The following is a 20,529-nucleotide window of genomic DNA, read 5'->3' as shown; positions in this document are numbered from 1 at the left end:
TTTATTAATATTTACCTTTACATTATTCACAGCAGTGATAGTTATTAACTAAAAGATTGAGTCTCTATAGACTTTAAACTAATTAGCACATAATCCATCTGCAAATTTAATTAATTAATGTGATCAAGTCTGTCAGCTTTCAATAGTGTTGTTAATTTTATGATTAATTATTTTTGCCTAACAAAAGATATTCATTAGTATATACTAAATATGTAAAAATGTTACTTGTAACTCAGAAATATTTAGTTACCTACCATCTGTTGTACTTTTTTTTGTAGTTTAGAATCTTTAGCTATGATAGTTTCAATTTGTCGAAAACGCTTTACTTCTAACCCCTGAGATTGAATAACGCGTTCTTTTTTTTGTTCTGTACTAACGATAACCTCTTCAACTTTACTTACGGTTTTCTGGAATTTATCTAGTTCTTCTGACGAAGCCTGAAGGCCAGTCGTATAATTATAGTTGTTATGACTTTGTCCAATTTCCATGAATCGTTCGTAACTTAGTCCTCCTTTTTTTATTGTCATTGCTATTCTCTGTTGGGTTCTATAATCAATTCCTTGAAATTGCTGTAGTATTTGAGCAAATTGTCTCAGTTCTAAAGGACTAATTTCTGAATGATCAGCTTCAAAAAATTGAGTAGTTCTAGCTTCGATTTGACCATAGACAGGCAAGGATATAGATAAATATAAAATCCCTGTAATTCCTCCAGCCAAAAGTAATTTAAACATTAGGCAAGTTTATTTTATTGATTATTGATGAATATATAAAAGTATCCACTTTTTTCAGAGACTAACATAATTAACTTAAAAATTGCAAGTCTCTAGCTTGTAATCAATAATATTGTAGAGTTGTTATAATTATGCGTCTTAACTTTGTTTGGTTTGGTATCTATAGTAGGATAATAACTTTTGCAAATTAGGTTTCTGCCATAATGTGTCATGAAAATTTATTTATCTATAATTAGCTGTATAGTCTATCTTAATAACGCCATTACTTGAAAACAATTAAGAAAAATATTATTTATATTTAACTTAAATTTATTTAAAGTAATTTATATATTTTAATTTACACAGATAGGAACTAAGTAAAAATACCTTTGATTTGAGACTAAATCACTCTATATAATATTTTTTAGTTTATTTAGATTCTTTTAATGCTTATTTTCTAGAAAAATTAGAACGTAGATGCTATTTTCTTATATTTATATAATTTTTATTTTATAATTTGTTCTAAAAATAGTCTTTATCTAGATTGGTTTACTCTTGCTATATTATGTTTAATATGATAAACATAATATAGTTATGATATAATAAACAAATAGTGTTTAAACTGATTGTTTTTATAAAAGTAATTTAAACAACTAAGATAATAATTAAATTTGACATGCAAATAACAACAAAATATACTAGTAAAGGTTGAAAATAATGTAATAAAGAATAGTTTTTACTTCCTAGGTATGAATCTTAAAAGATAATACTACTTTAATCAATCTTATATGTTAAGATAACACAAATATATTGTCAGTATCATTTTTGTACTAAATAATTAATTAAACTGTAATTTATTTTGAATATTCTGATAATAATTTAATCAGTTAGCTCACTTTATTGTTAGTTTATCTAATTCGAATATAATTGTCTATTGATTAGTCTCTTTATGTCTCTTGACTTTAACATTAATAATTTATTAAATATTTTTAATATCTAGTTATATTTCATGGAATCTAAACACTATGCATATTTTTACACACAAAAATTACAATATTGTCCTAAAATAGACTAATAAAAAATTTGTTATGATAGATTCAACTCGACTCAATTATAATTTTTTTAATATTTTTTAAATATATTAAAATTATCTTACATAAGATTTAAACTAGATATTTTTTGTCAAAAATATCTAATTTGTTAGTGGAAGCTTTGAAAGCTTCTTATTATGGTCGTTAATCATTCCAGTTATTCCGTTGGATCACAGTCAAGTATACTTAAGAGCTAGTTTAAGATAGTGAAACTAAATCTAGAGAGCATTGAATAGTATTCCGCAATCGATTATTTATATCTAAAGTTCTCTGTTAAAAGAAACTTTAGATATAGCAAAAGTCAACAGCTAAAATTAGTATTTATTTTAACTGTTGAAGATAAGTTCATTTTTATACCTCTCCGAGGTTTCCTTCATTCCCTTAACAACTTATGAGAATAATGGTAAATAGCGGTTAGGTTACTCCCATTTAGGGTTTAAGTATTTAATACTAGTATTGTTTTGGGATTAGGATTGTAATTCGATAGTAATAGGTTTGGCATTCCAAATATGATCACAATATTCTTGAATAGAGCGATCACTAGAAAACTTACCCATTCGTGCCACGTTTAAAATAGACATTCGACTCCAATAGTCTTGGTTCTTGTATGCCTCATCTACTTTTTCTTGACAGTCAATATAGGATTGGTAATCTGCTAATAAAAGATAGGGGTCATCATACAATAGATTATCTATAATTGGTTTAAATAGGTCACAATCTCCGTAGGAAAAGAATCCTGAACTGATTAGATCAATAACTCCTCTTAATTCCTCATTTTTCTCATAATAATGACGCGGAACATATTGTTGGGACTTAACTTTGCTTACTTCTGAACTGGTTAACCCAAACAGGAAAAAGTTTTCTTTTGCTACTGCCTCTTGAATTTCTGCATTAGTACCGTCAAAAGTTCCAATAGTTAACGCACCGTTGAGAGAAAATTTCATATTACTTGTTCCTGATACTTCCTTCCCCGCAGTAGCAATTTGTTCTGACAGATCAGCTGCTGGATAGACCCGCTGTCCTAGACTGACATTATAGTTAGGAAGAAAGATGACTTTTAAATTGTTACCGATCTCAGGATCATTATTCACTACATCTCCCACCGATGTAATTAACTTTATAATCCTCTTAGCCATAAAATACCCCGGAGCAGCTTTACCACTGAAAATAAAAGTACGAGGAACAATATCCAAATTGGGATCGTGCTTAAGACGATTATAAAGGGTGATGATATGTAAGATATTCAAATGTTGGCGTTTAGATTCATGGATTCGCTTTACTTGGACATCAAACAAAGAAGTGGGGTCAACTTGAATACCTCCGTTTATTTGAATGTAATCAGCTAAATCCTGCTTAACTGCTCGTTTGACTATGCGCCATTGATGACGAAAAGACGAATCATCTATAAAATCTTCTAACTTCTGTAATTTGTCGAGACGTTTAATCCAATCATCCCCAATTTTTTCTTTAATTAATTGAGTTAATCTAGGATTACTTTGAACTATCCAGCGACGAGGAGTAACCCCGTTGGTAACATTGATAAATTTTTCGGGGAACAATTCATAAAAATCGCGCAATACGGTTTCTTTAAGTAATTTTGAATGTAGAGATGAAACACTATTAATTGTATGAGAGCCAACGCAGGCTAAATTAGCCATACGGACATATTTTGCCCCACTTTCATCGATAAGAGAAAGGTTAGAAAGTTTTTCTGTATTCCCTAAAAATTTAATGTGGACACGCTCAAGGAATCGTTGATTGATTTCATAGATAATTTCTACAATTCGAGGAAGTAGTTGAATAAATACACTCAAAGGCCATTTTTCTAATGCCTCAGGCAATAGACTATGGTTAGTATAACTAAAGGTATTTTGAACAATCTTCCAAGCTTGGTCCCATTCGTAATGATGAATATCTACTAATAACCGCATCAACTCAGCTACTCCCACAGCAGGATGGGTATCATTCATTTGGGCAGCCCATTGTTCATGAAAATTATCTAGGTTAGGATTTTTCCCCAAATGAGTGCGAATCATATCCTGTAGAGAACAGGAGACGAAAAAATATTGCTGTTGTAACCGTAATTTTTTCCCTTGAATCGGTTCATCATTAGGATAAAGAACTGCGCTAATATTTTCTAAATTAACCTTACTATTGACTGCTTCATAGTAATCTCCCAAATCAAAACGTTGAAAATCAAAGGATTCACATGCTTCCGATTTCCACAACCGTAGGGTGTTGATAATATTAACCTTGTACCCTAACACGGGGGTATCGTAGGGAATTCCTTTAACCACATACTCAGGAACCCAACGGACTCGGTAAACTCCATACTCATCAGTATATGGTTCTGTATGCCCCCCGAAATTAACAGTAACTGAAGCTTCAGGACGAGCTACCTCCCAGGGATTCCCCTGTTGTAGCCATTTGTCAGTAATTTCAACTTGCCAACCGTCACGTATTTTTTGGTTAAAAATACCGAATTCGTAGCGAATTCCATAGCCAATAGCCGGGATTTCTAGGCTCGACAAAGAGTCCATATAACAAGCAGCTAATCTGCCTAATCCTCCACTACCTAATCCAGGTTCCTTTTCAGTATCTATTAATTCTTGAATATCAAGCCCCGATTCTTTTACCGCTTTATAGATAGAGTTTTCAATGTCTAGGTTGATTAAATTGTTACTTAAATGGGGACCGACTAGAAACTCTGCTGACAAGTAACAGACTATCTTGACATTTTCTTTAAAATTAGTTTGTATGGTATTTAACCAATTTTGAAGAAGGTGATCGCGAACAGTATAAGCTACAGCCATGTAGAAATCATTTTTTGTCGCAATAGCGGGAGACTTTCCTTGAATGTGAAAAAGATTATCGAATATTGCTCGTTGGAGAGTTTCTATCTCTGATTTAGTTGGATTATTTTCTGTGGCAAATTTTTTGGACAAAGATGCATTCATAAGCTGTGTATTACTTTCTTAATTAAACGATATATGATTCTAAGTTTAAAATGAGTTGTCCTTGTAATTATTTTGAACAAATCTTGAGATTGTTAAGATTTGTTCAAGTCTAAATTGAAGTTAAATGAGAGAAAGTTAGAGTATCGAATATTTTTTTCTAAATTAATAATTAGAAATTTGTGTTATCAATAAATATACTGAAATATTTCTTACATATTTTCCAGTTAAATTAAAAATAGCAATGGTATAGAGAAGTCCTTAGACTCATACAAGATCTAGTCTCTTATGAGTCTAAGGACTTCTCGTTGTAGAGAAGGATTATTTTGAACTTCAGTAGCGATCGCATTAAACTCCTGAATGGTAAATCCTTGAGATCTTATTAATCTTTTTTGCTTAAGCAGATCTTCTTGAGCAATTTTTTTAACTTTGGGGAAAACATTCTTGAACTTTTCAAAATCTTCATCTGAAAAGTCTTCTATAGATACTCCTAGAGTACTCTTTCGTTGAGCTATTTCTCGAAAACGTTGTCTACTTAATCCTTCCCCATCAAGAACTTCAAGTATTTTTTCTTTAGTATCTTGAGCTAAATTTCGTTGTTTTTTGACAGTTTGAGCAAATTTTTCTAAGTCTTTTGCGGTAGGATTATTAAAAGTCTGAACAATAGTATACTCCTGAGTCATCTGTTTCAATGTACTTCCTAATAGAGGAAACTCAGTTTGACTCCACGTTGGAAGTCCTCCTGCTCCTAATAGTAAAGGTAATACTCCGATATATTCTCCTAAGAGTAGTTTTTTAAACATTGTTATGATTTCCTCGCAAACATAAATTTATGGTTATCTATTCCTTTCCAATAGTTCTTTTATACTCTATTGACGGATAATGAAAGAGTTCTGTCGATTCTAACAAGTCTTGGTTTAAAAAGAAAAAATATCTAGCTTAAGAACATCAAAATATTTTTTCTCAGCTTTGCCTTATTGATTTAAATATAGACTAATTCAGATTATTCTTCTGTTAAGTAAAAATTTCTCTTTTAGTTTCTCCTCTAATCTAGCTATAAAAGTAAGTTTCATTCTTATAACTGAATTGATTTTTTATTTGTCCAAAAAAGTGACATAAAATAGATTTTCTGTTTTAGAATAAATCTTTACATTTTCGACGTAAAAATACAATTCTGATTACAGAGATTAGTATTAACTAACCTTAATTGAAAATAGTTAATACTAATTTAATAGAATTTAAGTTTTTTACATAAAAAAAAGAACTACAAAGTACTAAAATCAGATAAAACACCATAAACTCCCCAAATAGCCATTGCACGTAGATAATGACACACACGGAAAGTTCCAACAGCCGTTATTGCTTCAGGAGTACGAAACTGTAGGCCATTTTCATACACTTGTTTAACCACTACTTCAATTAACTTAAATGCTTCATCTTTACGTCCCATTTGTATAAGGAATGCCGCTAAACCAAAATTAATTCCTGTCCAAACTTCCTGAGGATGAGTTGAATCAGGATCTTCGGGTGTTCCATCTGGTTTCATCCCATTTGCTGCTCCATATTGTCCCCCTTGAAACTTTAGAAAACAAGCATCATAAACCTTGCTTAAAGTTAACTGGATATACTTATCCTCAACGATATCAGGTAATCTCAACAAACGAGCATAGAATTGACCACATAATTGATCTGCCATCACTACATTAGAACCACTTTCACTATCTAGTTGATAATATTCTCCATTCCATAAAGCCTTGTGATAAACTGACCGAGATTGTTGCAACCAATGATTATAGTCTTTGATATGGTCACTAACTAATTTCATTTTCGATTTTAAATTAGTTGGAGGATTTTCTAAAAGAATTTCGCCAATTTTAATAGCGGACTCTAGGGCTGCTATCCACAATCCACCACAATAAGCACTTATCCCTTGTAATTGCCAATCATCAAAAGTTTGATCAGGTGCACCAGAATTTTCCGGAATACCATCATTATCTAAATCAAAAGTCTTTAGATAAGCTAAAGTTTCTACAATTGCCGGCCAACATTTCTCCAAAAAATTTTTATCTTTACCTGGTGTTAGTAGATAATCTCGATACACTTGTAGAACAAAATCACTACTTAAATCTTTCCATAGATTACAGTCTTGATAGCTAGTATAATTAGTCTTTTTCCAGGGATGTTCATTGGGAGCACCTAAATCATGAGGAGTTGCCCCTTTGATTTTTCTAATTGCCTTTGCTTGGTTATAGCCAATAATTCTAGATGTATCATCATAGGTTGGAATTGCTCTGGCAAATGCTTCTATGACTGACTTTTCTATTCTTGGCCAAAGCATCATTAACCCAAAGGAACCATATAATCGAACATCTAGACTTTCATACCAACGATAGTCTATACATTCAAGAACACCAAACTGTCCAATGGGATCATTTTCTGAGGCGGCTGTCCATAAAGTTCCTCCATCAGTGAGTAGATATAACTCGTTCAATAAAGCCATTTTAAACCAGTCAGGAAAGTCACTTCTTGTGATAATAGGAGACTGCCACTCTTCTATTTTTTTATGCCAAATATTAAAATCTTTTAAAGCGATTCTAATCATCGCCCAACTATTCTTACCATTACGACCAAAAAAGTCAGTATAGCGACGATAATATTTCACTCCCTGAGCAAATTCTGTAATAGGAAAATCCCAGGCTAAAACAAAAGGAATTTTTTTAGTTCTCCCGGGATGAATGGTAAACCGAATGGTCATAGCTGCAGCAATTTGTTCCCTATGTTTAGCCGGTGTTTCGTCTTCAGTATTCGGTAATGATCCATTTGTGGCAAAATTATCCCAAACTTCTGAACCATCCCCCTCGGGGTCCCATTTCCCTAAATAAAAAAACTCAACATCGGGATCAATCATGCTAGCAAGACAAATTTGTCCTTCTCCTTCTTGCGCTTGAGTTTGAGGCTGAATATGGTTAAGTATAAACCCGACATTAGAGTTATCTCGCATCCATTGATTAAAATTCCCCGTACTTTGCCTCCATCGGGGTTGATACCTATATTCGGGGCTACCATCATCCCTAACGATAATTTCAGGAGATTTAATCGCATTAGTAAACCATCCCACAATATTTTGCCACGTTACCATAATACTGAGAGTAATAGGTTTGTCCGTAGGGTTATGAGCGGTCCATTCGAATATAGCAAGAGGATAGCTAGTATCCTGGTAATTATTCGGAATAATTGGAGAAAATTGCTCACAAATCAATTTACTATCAAATACATCTCTATATTCATACCAACTGCGAGGATAAAGAGCGTAATAAGTCCCTTTTTCTGTGGGATACCAATTCCAAGTTGATAGAGTTCCATCTTCAGGAGGTTGCGTACAAAGAGCATAAGCTTTAGCATTTTTTCCTTCGCACTGTTCAAAAATACTGAACTGACAGGCGGGAATGTCCCCAAATGTATGTTCACCTCCATCAAGGTGCCAGAGGTTGAAGTCACCAGAAGGGGAACGTCCAATACAACCTGCCCCAAATCCACCGAGAGGCATTCCATGGTTGGGTCCATCGTCTAAATTACTAGCTTTTCGTACTGTATAGGGCTTATCCCATCCTTTTCCGATAGGACGTTTCCAAGTGCAATGAGGAATATTAGGAAAAGAAAATGGTATGTTCATAGGGCTCATCTTAACCTGTTACAGTTATATCATTAGTATGATATGGTCAGTCGCAAAATCAACAAAATCTAACATCTGTAGTTTACATATAAACTAAGAAAAAAAACTAGAAATACTATTTTTTTATTCAAAAAAAGTGAAACTAAGTCTGGATTATTTGATCCGAAATTCTCAATTTTTTCTGACAAAAGGATCTTAACTAGTTATTTAGATAATGAATAGTTTGCAAAATAAATTATATGACTTTTATTTCTTATATAAAATGACTAAGTTTATTATTGACAACATTGTTTATTGCAATATTATCAATAATAAAAAATATTTCTCTTATCTTAAAATACCTACCTAAAAAACCAGAATATTATCATAATTGTAGAATGTTTATCTCTATTCTTAGTCTATTTTAAATAAATTCTAATAATATTAGATTAACTAATATTAAATTACTTTTCTGTTAGAGTAAAAAATTTAAAATTTACAGGTTAACTGTTACGAGTACTATTAATAAGTTATTTATTTAGATAAAGCTGATTGACGGCAACTAATGAAACAAGCATAAATTAGTTTTTTACTATTTTAGTAGTAAAAAACTAATTTATTTAGCAAGTCTAAACATAGACAACAAACATCTATTTTGACCTAAGATCTTTATTTATTGACTATTTATTCTGTACTTCAAGATTTGTTGAAATTACAAAACAATGTAAAAGATTAGAAAATGCTTTTATATTGTTTTAGTTGAAATTTAAAATACACATTGTAACAGCCTTTAAATAAGGTCAAAATATCTTTTGCTGTATTGATATTTATACGAAAAAATAAACGTCCTATACTCTTTAAGTTTGACATATTGTCTTTTGACGAATATTGGTGATCATTTGCTAAGATAAATCTCGCTAATACATCCAACTATAATAGTGTTACCTATGGATTCAACAGTCGAAGAAAAAAAGCTCGTTTCTGTTCAACCCACAGGCTTTTGTAATCAACAAAAAACTGCTCTTATCTCTATTGGTATCACCCCGACAGGTTATATCTCAATTGGCATTGCGCCCATGGGCATTATTGCTATTGGAATTGTCCCGATGGGGCTCATTTCATTTGGGGCAGTAGCTATGGGAACTATTGCGACAGGAGCCGTTTCCATGGGAATAGCTGCTTTTGGAGTTGAAACTATGTCTCTCTTAAGTTTAGAACGGTCAAAATTAGGATCTATAGAAATTAGGTCTAAACCTCACAATCACAATACTTACAAAGGCCATGATCATTCGAGGACTAAAGAGTCAAAGTCTCATATATTCGAGATGAACCGTTAGTTTTATAGAGACTCTAGAAGCCAAAAATCAACTAAATCGATTAAGGAAACTAAATCTGGCTCTAGACCATCTATCCATATATTCAGAGCCAGCCCATATCGCCATTTCTAATGAGTAACTTTAATCATCCTCAGATGCCCTTGGACGGTAATCCAGATCCAAAGAATACTTCTGATCAACTGAATCAGTCTGAGACTATCAGTGCCCAAATCACCCCGACTACTACCCCCATCGAAGTCAATGATTCTCCTCCCTCTACTATAGAAATTTCGGTCACTCCTGAGAACGACCCTGTCACTAGTCGGGATTGGTTTAATCTTGCGCGAAAACTACGGGGACAAAATAGGGAACTACTTGAGAGCATCGTACAATTAGAACAATCCTTGGCTGAATCCCAACAACAGCTACAAGAACAGGGACAACAAGCGCGTCGAAATGATTTCCTTCTTACCCAACAAACCACTCAAGTCGATACTATAAAAGCACAATTTCAGACTGCTCAAAAGCAGTTTCAACAACAACAACAGGAATTAACTACCCTTCAAGAAAAATTGGCAACGACTCAGTCCCAATTGGCTCACGTAGAACGTCAGTGTACCTTACTTAAGCAACGTTATCAGGAAAAGGCTAATCGACTAGAGCATAGTCAAAAACAGGTCGAAGAATTACAAGCCAGGTTGCAACGACAACAGAGATATTCTCTACAGTATAAGGCAGCTTTGGATGAATGCTTGGGTAAGTCGACAAAAAAGCAAGTTCAACCTTCAATAAATTCTCATTCTCTTAGTTCAACTAAAATTTCTCCCCCTAAGATAACTTCCATTAACAGCTGGTCAGAGAAAGCCAAAGCCCAAAAAGTGTCAGAGTCAGTTTCAACTGTAGTAGAACCGAAGACTTTGCTTAAGCAGATAGTTACGTCTAACTCTCCAAGACAGTCTGAACTTTTATCCTCTTTAGAAGATCTCGATAAAGCAACTGAGACGCTCCCCACCTTAGCCTTAGAAAAACCCGAAGTTGTTAAACAGATAATGATTGAGGGGGAAGAATCACTCAACAAAGAAAATCCAAAAGCTATATCAGCTAATGTTGATCCCAAAAGTGTTGCTAACCATGATGTTCACTCTCATAAGATGGTTACTTCAATGTCTCAAGAATTGACAGTACAGCCTTCTGTTACTTTTAGTTTTGATATTAATTGCAACAAACCACATGATCAAGGTAAGATTGACCTGCCTTCATTTTTATCCAGACGACACAAGTAGTGATTGTCAGTCCTAATGTTAAAATTATTAATTTTTAGTTGGGAACTATTTTAAAATTTAACCAATCGGGTAATTGACGCTATAATTAGGACTGAATAGTCCCGATAGACCAATTTAGATTATGGATCGACGCTCTTTTCTCAAATCAATTCCCGTGGGATTAGCAGGAACGACTTTTAGTTTGAGTTTTCCTTCTCTGTTGGCAGTTATTGGCAAAGAAAATCATACTGAATGGGATTACCGGCATCCTGAACAATGGGGAGATATTTCTGAAGAATACCGAGTTTGTAAAACGGGAAAACAACAATCACCTATTGATCTACAGTCTCCTATTGAATCTCAACTTAGCCGCATAGAAGTTTCTTATCAGGAGATTCCCCTGCGCATTATCAATAATGGTCACACAATTCAAGTTAATAGTGGACCAGGTAATTTTATTAGTGTTGATAACCAAAAATTTGAGCTTTTGCAATTTCATTTCCATCATCCTAGTGAACATACTGTCAATGGAAAAAACTACCCGATGGAAATTCATTTTGTCCATCGCAATGAACAAGGTTCTCTTGCAGTTTTAGGAGTTCCTCTTAAACAAGGACAAGAACATCAAACTCTTCAGTCGGTCTGGGATAATATGCCATCTCGAAAAAGCACCGAAAGATTAATTTCTGATCGTTATATTTCTCTAGATAAATTGTTGCCAACTAGCTTTGATAGCTACCGGTATTTTGGATCTCTGACTACTCCCCCTTGTTCTGAGATTGTCTATTGGATAGTATTTCGGGAACCACTAGAAGTTTCTCTAATGCAAATTCAGCAATTTAAACAAATTTTTCCCTTAAACGCGCGCCCAGTTCAACCGATTAATCGTCGTTTTATTCTTACTTCTATCTAGAGACCTATCACCTATCAGATAAACTTTCCAAAATACCTATATAGGTCATACTTAGGAGTATATCAGTTATGCATGTAAGTTGCTTATATTTTAGTTGTTTATTGGACTGGCCGTTTATGAGTTGTCATCCGGTGCGATTGGCTTTACTATGACTACTTACTTATTCTGAAAGTTATGAAAGTGAATTCCTAAAAAGACGTCATATAGAAAACTACGAAAGTTTTTTCCCTTCAACAGTCCTAAAGACTGATAACATCCTTTAGCATCTAAGAGAAGTTTGGTCGCGTTATAGGCCTGCTCGTACTTATACCAAGGAATAGATGGCCATAAGTGATGAACTAAGTGGTAATTCTGTCCAAAAATCATTAAGTTTAAAATAGGACTGGGGTAAACCCTCGCATTTTTCCAACGATTACGTTCCTTGAAAGGACGATGGGGAAGGTAATCAAAAAATAATCCCAAAGCAATCCCGACCACCAGAGCAGGAACAAACCAAAAATGCATTAAATAATCGATAAATCCGTAATGAATACTCCAAAAAACTACCGTCAATATAAACAGTCGATTCAAAAACCATTCAAATAACTCATACTTGTGCCAAAGACGACGTTTAAAGAAAAAAACTTCGTGATAGAAAAAACGAGCAGCAATCATCCATAGAGGACCTCCGGTGGAGACAAAATGATCAGGATCATTGTAAGGATCATTGACATGAGCGTGGTGTTGCAAATGTACCCGTGTAAATACGGGAAAAGCGAAGCCCAGTATTAGTGCACTACCATGACCTAGAATGACATTGAAAATACGATTATTATGGGCTGCATTATGGGAAGCGTCGTGAACAACTGTTCCTGATAAATGAAGAGCTAGAACATTAGAAAAAAAACAAATCCAATTGGGCCATTTCCATAACCAATAACCGCAAGTTGAAAGACTAATCAGTAAGAGTGAGCTAAAAAACATCGAGACATTAGGATTGAAGCCACCTGGTGTTTTAAGATATTCTTCGGGGACTGTCAGCGAGGTCCGGTCCGACTGCATTTTTTCGCTTACTCCTTTGCCAACGTAATATCTATCTTTGGGTAGTCCATAAGACTATCTCATTCTGAATAAAGATCTATAATATTATGGCATCTTTATAGAATAGAAAACAAACAACACGTTAGTCATAAAACCTAGTACAAGGCCTAATATTATGTGAAACACAATTTAATCATATTTTGCTAAAAATTTATCATTATCAATGAAAAAATATTCTATATAGTTTAATTTGTACTTATAGAATAGATTAAATATAAGGTAAGTTATTTCGATAGATTTTTCTTTCATCAATACTCAATTTGATAATATTAAAGAATAATCAATAAAGATATTTATCTAACTTTTTTTAAATATACAGAGACTTAATTGATTTTTAAAATTAAGCTTATATATTGTAAGATTGTTATGATTAATTAAAGAGATTGATAGTACCATGAAAATAGTGATTCAATTATTGCTTGTAAATGTGTTTAAAAACCTATTATGGCTACTCTATTAAGTCGATGGTAATGGAAGAAGATAGATTTACAATTTTGCCGCTTTGTCGTTTAAGAAAACATTATCGTTACTTATATTTGCGGTTTCGTCGGTTACGAGTAACTCCACATTTTATGGCTAGAGGATTAGCTTGTGGAGTATTTGCTGGGTGTTTTCCTTTATTTGGACTCCAAACTGTTATAGGAGTTTTGCTAGCAATTATTTGTCGTGGAAATAAGTTTGCTGCGGCTATTGGAACTTGGATTAGTAATCCTTTGACTTATATTCCTATTTTTACCTTGAATTATAAAGTAGGTGAATTTTTATTGCTAGGATTTAAAGATAAAATTTTACCAATAAATTTCCAGCAAGGTTGGCAATCCTGGTCAATGTTAATTGAATCAGGGTTAAATTACATTGTTACCCTATTTTTAGGATGTTTTATAGTTGGTATTTTTTGCTCTTTTATTAGTTATTTTTTGGGTTTAAAATTGTTTTTTGATTGGAAAAAAACATGTAAAATTGCTAACCAAAAATGATAACTATAGAACCCAAGATAAGTAATCATAGATTAGATTAACTCTAAACATTTATTTGGAAATTGTTACTGATTTTCATAATAAATGTTTAGAGTTAATTCTATTTTTCTGGTAAAACGTTTCTAACAAGAAGCAACAATCTGATAACCAGATCTGAAGATATACCTAGAAAATGCCTACAATAAAGTAAAGTTGATAGTCAACCAGCCAAATGATCTCCCAGATGAAAGTATGAGAAAAACTGTTGCAGACGTAATGACTCCCAATCCTATAATGGTGACTCCACAAACACCATTAAAAGAAGCGATCAAATTATTAGCGGAAAAACATATCAGTGGACTACCTGTAGTTAATGATGCAGGTAAACTTGTTGGAATAATCTCTGAAACTGATTTAATGTGGCAACAATCAGGAGTCGAAGCATCTCCTTATATTGTAATTTTAGATAGTGTTATCTATCTGCAAAATCCCGCACGCTATGAAAAAGAGATTCATAAAGTATTAGGACAAACAGTAGGAGAAGTGATGACTAGTCAACCTATATCAGTTCAATCCTCTCAATCTCTGCGCGAAGCTGCCCACATCATGCACAAAAAGAATATTAGCCGTTTACCAGTAGTTAACAAACAAGGAAATAAAGTTATTGGTCTATTAACTCAAGGAGATATTATTCGCTCAATGGCCACAGATTAAATTAATCAATTAACTCGGACAACAACGGGTATCTTACATTGATACGAAATTACATTCAATCGACCAACATAGAAAACCATTACCCACAGGTTTGATTTCCCACCTGGTGTCGAATGACTCGAGCTAACTAAAATTTAAGAGAGAAACTTTAAATGAAGACTACTTTTTCTGAAAATGTTTCCAGTAGTGTCATTGAAAACTACATTCAACGAGTTACTGAATTAAGTCAGTCGAGTCAACGTATTCCTACTACAGGAGAAGTAGAAAAAATTGCGGCAGAGCTTGGTATTGAACCTGACGAAATTGAGGCTGCCCAAAAACAATCTCATGATCACTATGTTCGCGCTCAAGGTTATATGAGTCTGAAGCACTGGGATGATGCCATATTAGAACTTCAAGAAGCAGTAGTTTTTAATCCCTCTAATTTAGAGATGTTAATTAGTCTTGCTGGTTCCTACATTGGACGTTGGCAAGAAAAACATTCTTATGAAGATGAGAATAATGTTCGTTTTAGAATTCGTCAATGTCTTGTTATTAAACCTGATTGTAAAGAAGCGTTAAATTTATTAGAGCAGTTTTCTAAGGACTTAAAATTGCGTAAACGGATATCAATTGGGATTATTGTTAGTTTAGGAGGATTATTGCTGGGTATTAGCAGTTTTTTCTGGTTAAGTGGTACATTATCTAGTCTGTGGGAAAAAAAGTCACGGCTTCAACAGTTAGAAAGAATTGTTATCCGAGACATGAATAAGTTACAAAAAGAACAAACAATCTTCAAAGAAAAAATTGTCACTTTACAAAAACGTAATAAGCAACGTTATCAAACTGATGTCAGTCAGCTTCACAGTCGTATAAATAGATTAGAACGGCAATTAGCAACTATGCAACGAAAAGTACTTAAAATAGAAAAATCTCAATCGAATAAATTAACTCCTAAATCTTTTCCTTACATTACAATTCCCTAAGTCTAATATTTCTCCGTTTCCATAGTAGGACTCCTACACCATAAAGGAGCAGAATATATTAGACTTTTGGGAAATAACTGTCATAACATTTTATTGTCGAGATAAAAAATATCTCAAAGTCTACTAATAAAGTTAGGATAGCTAAAATAAGACAAGTCTAGTTAGCATATAAAAACAGTCTAAAAAATTGAAAGACGAATTATATTTTTTTAACCTAAAATTTAATATCTAATCATCTTATAGTTCTTTTGAAGAATAAGTACGTTTTTTACATAAAAAAAGATAACTATCATAGTCATGATATCTAGTATGATAAAAAATCATTTTTGATTTCTATTTTAGCTAGTGTATTGTCGAGATAATTAATTATGTTTAATATACTTATTTGAAGTTATTTGATAAAAGCAAAACCTACTTTTTTAAAAGTTAGCACAGATAAAAAATTTTTAACTTATAAAATGATGATTAGTTTGTGTAACTAGATAAATAAATATTATTTAGGGTAATTATTTACAACAATTACCAATTTTCAAGTTTGTTTAAATTCATATGTTGATAAAAAATATTCTATTGTTAATACAAGGTTTTTCTTTACAGCAGTAGTATTATTTAAGGCAACAGAGGATCCAAGTTTTTCTATACCTAGTTCCTGTTTATAAATTAAAATTTGAGATAATTAAGGTGTAAATAAATCTCTATTACTTTCTATTAATAGTTAAATAATATTTTATAGGTAAGTTATTATTTATTTTCTGATTTTGTCTTTTTATTTAATGATTTTTTAAAATAAGTTTAATTATAATTTATCTATTTAATAGCGACTATATTCTAATATTATTTCCAGTTCATGAGACATAGAATTCACATCTTTTTTAGTGACATTACCTGCTTATAGACTATCAAATTTTACTGAAGTCTCAGCATTGTTTTAATAAATAGATAACTAAATTTTTATTGTTTAATTTTACTCTATCTTTTTTGTTTATTATATGATTCATAGTCTTTTGTTATTGTTTAGTTTTTATTTAAAGTACTATTAATGATTACAAACAAATTCTAGTATCTGATTTTGTTATACTATCTTTATAGTATTTAAATTATTTTTTAGTACAAGTTTAAAGTATAACAGATTAGAATAAATCACAGTTATTATTTAAATATAAAACCATCTTAATATTCTTATATTGTCTTATGACTGTAACAGTTGTTTTGACAAATAACAATTAAAAACTATAAGTATCTTTAATATCATTTTTATAATGATCTTCTAGACAATCACTAATATTTAGCTATCTAACTCTGCCAATTCTAGCCATCTTCTAGTAGCTACTTCAATAGATTCAATTAATTGAGCTAATTCCTTTGTTAATTTCTGCATTTTGGTAAAGTCACTAGGAGGATTATCATACAATATTTGTTCAATATTTTCTTTTTTAGCTTCTAATTCTGAAATTTTTTCCTCAAGTTTTTTATATTCATGTTTCTCACTGAAAGATAGTTTACGAGGTTGACTAAAACTTAATTTTTTTAAAGTATAAACTTTCTCCTTTTTGGTTTTAACTTCTTGTTTTTTTCTTTTTTTATCTTCTTCTTTTTCTTGTTCCTCCTTAGCTCTTTTATAATCTAAGTAAATAGAATAATTACCCGGATACTTACTAATAGTTCCGTCAGATTCTAGAGAAAAGATAGTCCCAACAGTGCGGTCCAGAAAATAGCGATCATGAGAGACAACAATTACACAACCATTAAACTTATCTAAATATTCTTCTAAAACTGCTAACGTTTGTACGTCAAAATCATTTGTGGGTTCATCTAAAATTAAAACATTGGGTGAACTCATCAAAACTTGTAGCAAAAATAACCGTCGTTTCTCTCCTCCAGAAAGTTTACAGATAGGTACATATTGTTGATCCGGTGGAAATAAAAATCGTTCCAACATTTGAGAAGCGGTAATCACATTTCCATCCGTGGTTTTAACTAACTCAGCTATACTTTTGAGATGATCAATTACTCGTTCATTTTGATTAACAATTAGATCTTTGGAATGTTGATCGAAATAACCAAGATGAATAGTAGCTCCAATATCTACTATTCCTGAATCAGGAGTAACCTGATTCATAATAATATTCATTAAAGTTGATTTTCCTGCTCCATTGGGTCCAATAATCCCTACCCTATCTTCTGGATTAAAAATATAAGTGAAATCTTTAATTAAAGTTCGTTTACCGTAAGATTTATTAACTTCCTTTAATTCAATAACTTTCTTACCGATTCGACGACTAATTGTAGAAATGTCTATTTTATCTTGATCTTGCTTATATTCTACCTCCTGCATATCTCTAATACGATCAATCCTCGCTTTTTGTTTAGTACTTCTAGCTTTTGGTCCTCGCTTAAGCCACTCTAATTCCCTTTGCAAGATTCCTGCCTGTTTACGCTGACTGCTTAATTGAGATACTTGATCTTCAACTTTTTTTTGCAGATAATAGCTATAATTACCAGAATAACTATGAAGATCTCCCTGATCAATTTCTAAGATACGATGGGTTACCTTATCAAGAAAATAACGATCATGGGTAATCAATAATAACGCTCCTTGATAATGATTTAAATAACTCTGCAACCATTCTACCGACAGAACATCGAGATGGTTGGTCGGTTCATCCATCAGCAAAACATCAGGGTTAGATAATAAAGCTGATGCTAAAGCGATACGTTTGCGGTATCCTCCAGACAGATCGGCAATTTTGGATTCAAAATCTTCAATGCCCAGTCTACTTAGAATGATTTTAGCGTTAGTCTCCACCTCCCAAGCTCCCAGTGCATCAATGCGTTGGCTAACAGTTGATAACTGAGCCATTAAGGTGTCTATCTCTTTTGGTTCGCGTGCTATTTGGTTCGAGAGCCGCTCATACTCCTGAACTAACTTCATTTGTTCTCCACAGTTAGTAAAGACTTGCTCTAAGACTGTGAGTTGTTCATCTAGATCAGGTTGTTGGGGCAGATAGACGATCTTCGCTCCGGTATTGACCCATATATCTCCTCCATCAGCTAATTCTAGTTGAGCAATGATTTTAAGCAAAGTGGACTTACCGGAACCATTTGTTCCAATCAATCCAACCTTATCTCCTTCATTGAGACTAAAACTAATATTATTAAGGATTGTTTTGATACCAAAGCTTTTCTTAAGCTCTCGCAGTGTAAAAATCGTCATGTAAATAATATCTTAGAAGAGGAAGTACACTCCCTCTTATGATTATTCTTCATCCCACTCCTCTACGTTCAATACGTCGCTGACAGTATCTCTCATGGTAAATTCGAATTCTAAAAGTTCTCCTTTCCAATAACCCCATTGATCTCCATACAGGAGGGCTAGTTTCCATAGACTATCGTTCGGCTTAAGTACTTTGGATTCCACGAGTGAGGCGACTTTACGCTGAAACTTCACCATAGGATGGGCCACTTGTTGCGTCATAGACTCAATTAATTTGCGTTTACTAAATTTTACAAATACTCGTCGGGTTGTGCTTCTTAATATGTGATTATAAATTTATATACGATTATAAATTAGTGTTGCTGTATAGACTTAAATTAACAGACAGATTAATAGAGAAGCATTCCCATATTCTTCATTGTAGCTTATCTATTCAGTTTTTGCAAGAGCCCCTAGGCTAATATATAAGGGTTACTACGATCAAGATTTACTAATCAAAAACAGATCCAATCTTAGAGTGCGAAGCAACTAACATTGAACCAATCCCTTTATCGGTGAATATTTCTAACAGTAGAGCGTGAGGGAACCGCCCGTCAATAATATGAGCAGCTCTCACTCCTTGGGCAAGTGCTCGTATACAACAATTGACTTTGGGAATCATACCACCTACTACAATACCTTGATTAATTAATTCCCTAGCCTGTTGAATATCCAATTTAGTCAATAAAGTAGAGTAATCTTTGCAATCTTGGAGAATTCCCCGGGTATCGGTAATTAAAATCAATTTTTCTGCTCCTAAAGATGCAGCTATCTCTCCAGCTACCGTATCGGCATTAATATTATGCGCCTGTCCTTTTTGATCGGCAGCCACACTTGAAATCACTGGAATATAACCACTATTGATCAAAGCATTGACAATTCTTATATCTATTTGATTAACTTCACCGACAAAACCAACACCTTCTGTGCCGAGGTTACGCGCCTTAATTAAGTTACCATCCTTGCCACACAATCCTACCGCTTGACCACCAGCCTGATTAATTAGGGCAACCAGTTCTTTATTGACTCGACCAACCAATACCATTTCTACTACATCCATAGTAGCTGCATCTGTCACACGCAATCCGTCTTTAAATTGAGGTTCAATGCCTAACTTTCCTAGCCAAGTATTAATCTCAGGTCCACCACCGTGGACAACAACGGGACGGACACCAACACAAGCTAAAAAAACAATATCGCGGATAATTTTATCTTTAAGATAACTGTCTTTCATAGCAGAACCACCATATTTGACAACAACAGTCCGTCCGGCAAATTGTTGAATATAGGGGAGAGCTTCACTAAGAACTCGGACGCGGGTGGCTTCCACTTGTCCAACATACTCATTTTCGATACTCATTTTCGATACTCATTTGTTAACGTAGCCAGATTAATAGTTTAGAGTAAAAAGCAACTAACCCCAAATGTTTTAACAGTGAGTCGTAAATTTTTTTACTTAAATAATATTGTTGATATTTAGTGTTATAGATTTTATGGAAGAACTTTACCTAGTCATTTCTATTAACAATAATTTTTTTAGGGAACATTATTGTTAATAATATGCGTCTTCACCCGGGTGTTTCCCTCGGAAGACGAAATTTATTTTGATTACAAAACAATACAAATTAGCCTTAAAAAGGTCTACAGTGATAGTACTATCGTA

14 protein-coding genes are annotated in these 20,529 nt (G+C 33.0%); 6 read left to right on the top strand and 8 right to left on the bottom strand.

Features of this window, described 5'->3' with window-relative positions; all coding sequences use genetic code 11:
- Nucleotides 1-242: 242 nt before the first annotated feature.
- The 4 genes from OXU93_RS06560 to OXU93_RS06545 all read right to left on the bottom strand — a co-directional run bounded on the left by OXU93_RS06560 (nucleotide 243) and on the right by OXU93_RS06545 (nucleotide 8,428).
- Nucleotides 243-731 (bottom strand): DUF4168 domain-containing protein, encoded by a 489-nt coding sequence (locus OXU93_RS06560; protein ID WP_267383385.1) that lies wholly within the window; start codon nucleotides 729-731, stop codon nucleotides 243-245.
- A gap of 1,537 nt (nucleotides 732-2,268) precedes the next feature.
- Nucleotides 2,269-4,758, bottom strand: a complete 2,490-nt coding sequence (locus tag OXU93_RS06555; RefSeq protein ID WP_267383384.1) for a glycogen/starch/alpha-glucan phosphorylase — start codon at nucleotides 4,756-4,758, stop codon at nucleotides 2,269-2,271.
- A gap of 275 nt (nucleotides 4,759-5,033) precedes the next feature.
- Nucleotides 5,034-5,558: a DUF4168 domain-containing protein gene (locus OXU93_RS06550; RefSeq protein WP_267383383.1), complete on the bottom strand. Its 525-nt coding sequence runs from the start codon at nucleotides 5,556-5,558 to the stop codon at nucleotides 5,034-5,036.
- Between the two features lie 461 nt (nucleotides 5,559-6,019).
- A complete protein-coding gene (locus OXU93_RS06545) occupies nucleotides 6,020-8,428 on the bottom strand; it encodes a GH116 family glycosyl hydrolase (protein WP_267383382.1) in 2,409 nt (802 codons plus the stop codon).
- A 926-nt stretch (nucleotides 8,429-9,354) separates the two neighbouring features.
- On the opposite strand from OXU93_RS06545, the gene OXU93_RS06540 reads away from it, so the two are divergent.
- From OXU93_RS06540 to OXU93_RS06530, 3 genes are all read left to right on the top strand, one after another.
- Nucleotides 9,355-9,744, top strand: coding sequence for a hypothetical protein (locus OXU93_RS06540; RefSeq protein ID WP_267383381.1), 390 nt, complete (start codon nucleotides 9,355-9,357; stop codon nucleotides 9,742-9,744).
- A gap of 110 nt (nucleotides 9,745-9,854) precedes the next feature.
- Entirely contained in the window at nucleotides 9,855-11,006 is a 1,152-nt protein-coding gene (locus OXU93_RS06535; RefSeq protein ID WP_267383380.1) for a hypothetical protein, read from the top strand.
- A 121-nt stretch (nucleotides 11,007-11,127) separates the two neighbouring features.
- Nucleotides 11,128-11,898 (top strand): carbonic anhydrase, encoded by a 771-nt coding sequence (locus OXU93_RS06530; RefSeq protein WP_267383378.1) that lies wholly within the window; start codon nucleotides 11,128-11,130, stop codon nucleotides 11,896-11,898.
- A gap of 156 nt (nucleotides 11,899-12,054) precedes the next feature.
- Here the strand turns inward: OXU93_RS06530 and crtR are convergent, their stop codons facing one another.
- Nucleotides 12,055-12,939, bottom strand: a complete 885-nt coding sequence (crtR, locus tag OXU93_RS06525) for a beta-carotene hydroxylase (protein WP_267383377.1) — start codon at nucleotides 12,937-12,939, stop codon at nucleotides 12,055-12,057.
- Between the two features lie 503 nt (nucleotides 12,940-13,442).
- Between crtR and OXU93_RS06520 the strand changes: the two genes are divergently transcribed.
- The 3 genes from OXU93_RS06520 to OXU93_RS06510 all read left to right on the top strand — a co-directional run bounded on the left by OXU93_RS06520 (nucleotide 13,443) and on the right by OXU93_RS06510 (nucleotide 15,613).
- Nucleotides 13,443-13,955, top strand: coding sequence for a DUF2062 domain-containing protein (locus OXU93_RS06520; RefSeq protein WP_267383376.1), 513 nt, complete (start codon nucleotides 13,443-13,445; stop codon nucleotides 13,953-13,955).
- 231 nt (nucleotides 13,956-14,186) lie between these two features.
- Nucleotides 14,187-14,648, top strand: a complete 462-nt coding sequence (locus OXU93_RS06515) for a CBS domain-containing protein (RefSeq protein WP_267383375.1) — start codon at nucleotides 14,187-14,189, stop codon at nucleotides 14,646-14,648.
- Between the two features lie 152 nt (nucleotides 14,649-14,800).
- Entirely contained in the window at nucleotides 14,801-15,613 is an 813-nt protein-coding gene (locus OXU93_RS06510; protein WP_267383374.1) for a tetratricopeptide repeat protein, read from the top strand.
- A gap of 1,285 nt (nucleotides 15,614-16,898) precedes the next feature.
- On the opposite strand, the gene OXU93_RS06505 is transcribed toward OXU93_RS06510, so the two are convergent.
- The 3 genes from OXU93_RS06505 to argB form a co-directional block, all read right to left on the bottom strand.
- On the bottom strand, nucleotides 16,899-18,827 hold the full coding sequence (locus OXU93_RS06505) for an ABC-F family ATP-binding cassette domain-containing protein (RefSeq protein WP_267383372.1): 1,929 nt from the start codon (nucleotides 18,825-18,827) through the stop codon (nucleotides 16,899-16,901).
- A gap of 42 nt (nucleotides 18,828-18,869) precedes the next feature.
- On the bottom strand, nucleotides 18,870-19,088 hold the full coding sequence (locus OXU93_RS06500; RefSeq protein WP_267383371.1) for a DUF4327 family protein: 219 nt from the start codon (nucleotides 19,086-19,088) through the stop codon (nucleotides 18,870-18,872).
- A 229-nt stretch (nucleotides 19,089-19,317) separates the two neighbouring features.
- Nucleotides 19,318-20,226, bottom strand: a complete 909-nt coding sequence (argB, locus tag OXU93_RS06495; protein ID WP_267383370.1) for an acetylglutamate kinase — start codon at nucleotides 20,224-20,226, stop codon at nucleotides 19,318-19,320.
- Nucleotides 20,227-20,529: the final 303 nt, after the last annotated feature.

Source organism: Cyanobacterium sp. uoEpiScrs1 (assembly GCF_947331815.1).
In the GTDB taxonomy this organism is placed as follows: domain Bacteria; phylum Cyanobacteriota; class Cyanobacteriia; order Cyanobacteriales; family Microcystaceae; genus Rippkaea.
This window is presented reverse-complemented; position numbering and strand designations above follow the sequence as displayed.